This window comes from Bradyrhizobium sp. NAS80.1 (genome assembly GCF_001908205.1).
Lineage (GTDB): Bacteria > Pseudomonadota > Alphaproteobacteria > Rhizobiales > Xanthobacteraceae > Bradyrhizobium.
Genome location: NZ_LGHL01000242.1, coordinates 1 through 5,422, shown reverse-complemented (window position 1 = coordinate 5,422; position 5,422 = coordinate 1). Strand labels below are relative to the sequence as shown.

General features: G+C 61.3%; 4 protein-coding genes. 3 read left to right on the top strand and 1 reads right to left on the bottom strand.

Going from position 1 to position 5,422, the window contains the following annotated elements:
- Positions 1-217: 217 nt before the first annotated feature.
- Entirely contained in the window at positions 218-1,783 is a 1,566-nt protein-coding gene (locus AC629_RS39675) for a winged helix-turn-helix domain-containing protein (RefSeq protein ID WP_349531561.1), read from the bottom strand.
- A 74-nt stretch (positions 1,784-1,857) separates the two neighbouring features.
- On the opposite strand from AC629_RS39675, the gene AC629_RS39670 reads away from it, so the two are divergent.
- The 3 genes from AC629_RS39670 to AC629_RS39660 all read left to right on the top strand — a co-directional run bounded on the left by AC629_RS39670 (position 1,858) and on the right by AC629_RS39660 (position 5,169).
- Positions 1,858-2,841, top strand: a complete 984-nt coding sequence (locus AC629_RS39670) for a Bug family tripartite tricarboxylate transporter substrate binding protein (protein ID WP_245332143.1) — start codon at positions 1,858-1,860, stop codon at positions 2,839-2,841.
- A 24-nt stretch (positions 2,842-2,865) separates the two neighbouring features.
- On the top strand, positions 2,866-3,918 hold the full coding sequence (locus AC629_RS39665; RefSeq protein WP_084810122.1) for a methyltransferase: 1,053 nt from the start codon (positions 2,866-2,868) through the stop codon (positions 3,916-3,918).
- A gap of 375 nt (positions 3,919-4,293) precedes the next feature.
- Positions 4,294-5,169 carry a hypothetical protein gene (locus AC629_RS39660; protein WP_084810121.1) on the top strand — a complete coding sequence of 292 codons (876 nt, stop codon included), beginning with the start codon at positions 4,294-4,296 and terminating at the stop codon, positions 5,167-5,169.
- Positions 5,170-5,422 lie beyond the last annotated feature (253 nt).

The window sequence follows — 5,422 nt, the reverse complement described above, 5'->3', positions numbered from 1 at the left end:
CGGTCCCCCACGTCTCTGCCGCGAGAACGCGTCAGCACGGCTTAGAAAAATTACACCTCACAGAAAACCGAGTTTTTCAACACAATCGGCCAACAGCAGAAGTTCGGAAGATCAATCCTCAGGCTCGACGAACCTGTTCTCCATTCACTCCTCGGGAAGCCCTGCCTTGCGTAGACCCTCGGCGATGCGAACCCGCTGCCTGAGACAGGTCGGATTGTCAGTTGGGGAACTTGCGTGGAATTGGGCGATGCTGAAACCGGGGGGTGAGGATGAGCCCTGCCTGCACGAAAGCCCGGGCTTCCTCGCCCCGCCTGAGATGAGCCAATGCGGCGGCGAGAAAGAAATGAACGAACGGAGCGATGTTCCGGTTGACCTCGATCGATCGCTTGAACCATCGCGCCGCAGCCTCATCGGCTCCGAGATATGATTGCGCGACGCCTGCCGTATTCAGCCAGGAAGAGGCCTTGTTGTCGCGGGGAGAGAGCCGGAATGCTTCCATGATATGGGCTTCAGTCTCCTCGGCCCGACCCAGATAGCACTTGCCAAGTCCGATCCATGCATGGGCGGTGGCCAGATTCCGATCCAGCTCCAACGCCCGCTCACATTCGGCAATGCCCTGGGCGGCGCGTTTTGTGAAAATCTGGACGACGCCCATCAGGCAATGCGCTCTCGCGTGATTGGGCGTGTGAGCAAGTATCCCGGCCAAGGACGCTTCCACCACCCGCATCGGCGCCCTCCGGTCAATCAGCATGGAGGCTGCCCGCATAGTATCGACGTCGGCCATACCCACCATGGCTTCGACGTTCGCGGCATCCAGGCGGAGGGCTTGTTCGAAGAACGTTCGCGCCTGTGACAGGCTCGCGGGATCCGTTCCGCGATTCCGATACGCCATGCCCTGAAAATACAGGTCCATCGAATCCGCATGCGGCGCCCGGGCGGCGCGCCATGCCTCCACCGTGACTAGCTCGGTTCCCAGTTGATTGGCGAGACGGGCACCGATCTCGTCCTGCATGTCGAAGAGATCGGCGACCTGTTTGTCGAAACGTTCGCCCCACAAATGGTTGCCGGTCTCGGCATCGATGAGCTGGACGTTGATGCGCATCCGGCTTCCCGCCCGCTGCACCGAACCCTCGAGCATGTAGCGAACGCCGAGCTCGCGGCCGACCTGCTTCAGATCGACATGCTTTCCCTTGTAGGTGAAGGCGGTGTTGCGGCCGATCACGAAGATGCCGGCCATCCGCGACAGATCCGTGGTCAGGCTCTCGGTCACGCCGTCGACGAAATAATCCTGCGCGGGATCGGGGCTCAGATTGGTAAAGGGCAGAACCACAAGCGACGGCTTGCCTGCGGCGGGGCTCGGCGAGCCGGTGACGGTTACTGTCGTCGGCGCTTCGCGCACCGCTCCGACGAAGCGGACGCCTTTGCGCGGAAACGTCTTGATGAGCCGCTGCTCGTCCCCGGAATCGCCGATCGCCTTGCGCGCCGCATTGAGGCGCGTTGTCAGAGCGACGTCCGAGACGGCGCGGCCCTGCCAGATCGCGCTGATCAGATCGTCCTTGCTGACGACGCGCTCGTGGTTGCCGATCAGATAGCCGAGCAAGTCGAACACCTGCGGTGCGATGGCGATGACCTCCGGCCCGCGACAAAGCTCGCGTCGATCGGTATCGAGTGAAAAATCGTCAAAGAAATAGCGCAAACCATTTCCCCGCAATCGCGGTCGATCGTTGAAATCCGTCTGTTTAAGAATAAGCCGCCAGTAAGGAAAAAGTAAGCCGGCGACCAAGCCTGTCTGCCCCCGACGTGATACATCCGAAGGTAGAACCCGCGCGGAGACGTTGGGCAGAGCCAGGGAGCCAGATGATGATCACGCGTCGCGATGTGTTGACCGCGTCGGCGGCCGGTGTCGCGCTCTCCGCCGCATGCCTCGTGCCGCGGGCGCTCGCACAAACGCTCGCAAAAACCGCGCACATTCTGACGGGCTTCACGCCCGGTCTGCAAGACGGGCTGGCGCGGCTCGTTGCCGGCCAGATGAAGGACTATGCCGAAACGATCGTGGTGGAGAACCGGCCGGGCGCTGCCGGTCGCATCGCAGTGGAGGCGGTGAAAACCGCCGACGCCGATGGATCGATGATGCTGTTCGCTCCGCTTGGTTTCATGATGCTGTTTCCGCACGTCTACAAGACGCTGAGATATCAGCCGCGGGATTTCACGCCCGTATCGACCGTGGCCTCAACCCCGACGTTGCTGACGGTCGGTTCGAAGGTGCCCGCGGACGTGACGACGGTCGTTGATTTTGTCGCCTGGTGCCGCGCTAACCCGAAGTTCGCCACCTACGGGACGGCCGGCGCCGGAACGACGCTGCATTTCCTCGGCGCGACGTTCGGGCGCACCGCGGGATTCGATTTTCTTCACGTGCCCTATCAGGGCAACGGTGCGATTCAGGATTTGGTCAAGGGTGAGATCGCATCGGCAATCATGCCGGTCGGCAGCTCGCTTGGCCTCGTCCGGTCTGGACAGCTTCGAGCGCTCGCAACCACCGGCCCGCGCCGCTGCCCGTTTGTTCCCGCTGTGCCGACGGTGCGGGAAGCCGGATATCCGTCGCTCGAGGACCTCACATGGTATGCGTTCTTCGTTCCGGCGAAGACGCCGGCGTCGATCGTCGAAAAGCTCAATGCCGCAATCCAGGCGGCCATGCGCACTGACGAGGTCAGGGCCGGTATGGAAAAGCTGGCCGTCGAGCCCGATGCGGTCGCCATGGGAGACTTCGCCCGACTGATCGCATCCGAATCCGACCGATGGAAGGAGATCGTGCAGGCAACAGGGTTCGTCCCGACCGATTGAACCCGCCATTGACGGAGACAGCATATGAGCCGGCTAGCAACCTTGCATGATCTCGTGCAGTCGCATCGCATCACCGCGGTGATCTATGCGGCGGCGAAGCTCAATCTCGCCGAGGCCATCGGCGATGAGGCGAAATCAGTGGCCGAACTCGCGAGCCTGGTATCCGCCGACGAAAGTGCGCTGCGCAGGCTGCTGGTTGGCCTGACGACACTTGGCCTCTGCAGGCCGGCCGACGAGGACCGGTTCGCCATGACCGATCTTGGCCGGCAGCTCGACGAGAGCGCCGCCCCATCCTTCAAGGACTGGGTTCTCTTTGAGGGCGAGATGCTCGCGCAATCCTGGAGCGGACTAGTCGATTCGGTTCGCACCGGGAAGTCTGCGACGCAGCTGCGCGGTGACGGTGATGATCGCTATGCTGTGACAGGCCATGCGACGGAATGGACCCGCCGGTTCAACGCTGCGATGGTCAGCCTCACGCGGACCATCGTTCCAAAGATCGTTGCGGCCCACGACTTCGCGGCCGCACGCGTCGTCATGGATGTCGGCGGCGGCACCGGCGAATTGATTGGCGGCGTACTCCAGCGCAACCCGCATCTTGAGGGCATCGCCTTTGACCTTGCGCGCTGCGAGGCAGACGCGCGCGCGCATTTCGATCGCCTCGGCATCGCCGGCCGCTGCAGGTTCGTCGCGGGCAGTTTCTTCGAAGTGGTCCCAAGCGGCGCCGACACCATCCTGATGAAGAGCATCATTCACAATTGGAAGGACGACCGTTGCGAGGTCATTTTGCGCAACTGTCGGGACGCGCTGCCGTCTAGCGGGACGCTGATCGTCATCGAGCGGATCATGCCGGAGCTTGCCACGACGGCCCCCGAGGACCGCTCCTGCGTCATGAGCGACCTCAACATGCTGCGCGGACCCGGCGGCTGCGAGCGCACGGAAGCTGAGTATCGCAGGCTGGCCGTCTCGGCCGGCTTCGCTTTCGCGGGGACGACAGGCATCAGCCCGTTCGGCCTGATCAAATTCAGGAAGGTCGGTGGTGAAGCGGACGCTGTTGCGCCCACCGCCGCACCTCCATGACAAACTCCGATTCCTGGAGGACAATCAGCCCGTCCTGATGCCCGCTACGGGTCATTCTCGACCGACTCTGCGGGTTTCGGCCGCCGTTCGATGTCTGCTCTTCCCCGAAACCGACCAGCTTACTGCGCGGCAACGCGAAGGGCCAATTCCGGACTCGGCAGCAAGCAGCACGGTCACTTCGTCACCTCGTCGGGGGGGCGAGAAGCATCGCGGGAATAGTTAGGAACGATTGAAATTGGTAGGCCGAGATCCGTTCAGCGACGCGGCTTGGTCCGCTGGCCGCCACTTTCGTGCTTAGGTGACTTCTTCTTTTCGCCCTTAGCGCGCCCGAATTACAATCGCAATATTTCTGCCTCGCGATTAGAGGCGCAAGGCATGAGCGGTACGGTATCCCATCCATTTATCGACACGAGTCGCTGGAATACGCCCATCGACAAAGATCACACGTCGTACTCCGATCCAGGTTCAATAGAGAACCAGCAGTTTCGTGATACGTCACTGGCGAACACGTGGGTGCATGCCGACATGCTGAGCTTTCAGTCATCGTCAAGCGACCCAGTGGCAATCTGGACGTACGATAGGCTCAACGATCATGGGGCTTTCCTGTCCAATGGAAGCCTTCAGATCCAGACCCCGAGCAATATGACCTTTTTCGGCGGAAGCGACGGATGGGGGATGCTGTCCGACTCAGATGGTCGTTACTACGAGGCGTGGGACGGCTCTTACGACGCATCAACCAATACCTACCATGCGGCTTACCTTGTGGTGGGCGACTACGACACTGGAACCGGTTGGGGCGATCCTAACACCGGGGGCGGCGCAGGGGTCAGAGCCGCTGGAGCGTCTCTGCACGGTGGGGTCGTGACCAAGGACGAGTTGGACTCCAGCCAAATCAATCACGCACTCGCCATCGAGCTCGACCCCTCGCAGCTCAAGGCGGGCACGGACGGGAGCGACCAGTTCGTCTTTCCGGCCGTGTCTGCGGATAGCGACAGCACGAGCAGCTATACGGGCACGATACCGATGGGCGCCCACTTCGCACTGCCGGCCGGTCTCGACCTCTCACAAGCGGATCTCACGCCAGAAGGATATGCGCTTGCCAAAGCCTTTCAGGATTATGGTGGCTATGTCGTCGATGCAGCGGGTCACACAACCAGTCTTGCGGCGATTGACAGCTCTGCCACTCAGGCCCAACAGAACGATCTGTTTAATGACATGCAGTGGATCCGCGACCATCTCGTGATGGTTTGAGAACCCCGCGAAACAACGAAAGCTCGCGCCGATGCGCGATTGCTCGGCAACAAACTGCCCATGTCAGCCGAGAGCGGGTTCCCTTTGATTTAGATCAAATCGGCCGATTGATGGTCGAAGCTGGTAACTCTGGAATGACTGCTTTGGGTCTTGGCTGTGTGAAAACGCCAAGGCGCTTGAGCGCGATAGAAGAAGTTATTCGTCCAAGGCGGTTCTAGCGCTTAAGCTAGCACGTGGCTTCAACTTAGACGAC